Below are 259 nucleotides of genomic sequence, written 5' to 3'. Positions count from 1 at the left end.
CCCGGCTGATCGGTGCGACATGAAAGCGATGCATCAAATCTGCGTCAGAGCCAAAATTGGATGCCGATTGCCCCGCCAAGTGGAGGGGCAAATTTGCACGCCGGAACACACCAGGCTGTTTATCGCGCATCTGATCGAGGTAGCGGTGGCTACATGTGGTATGTTTCTGTGTTGCCATCGACAGCGATGACCTGACCCGATACCATCCGAGCGCCAGTGGATGACAGAAACTGGCACATTGCGGCTATCTCGCTAGGGT

Source organism: Ensifer sp. SSB1, assembly GCF_016652895.1.
In the GTDB taxonomy this organism is placed as follows: domain Bacteria; phylum Pseudomonadota; class Alphaproteobacteria; order Rhizobiales; family Rhizobiaceae; genus Ensifer.
The sequence above is the reverse complement of the archived record's forward strand: the minus strand, read 5'-3'. Positions refer to the sequence as shown.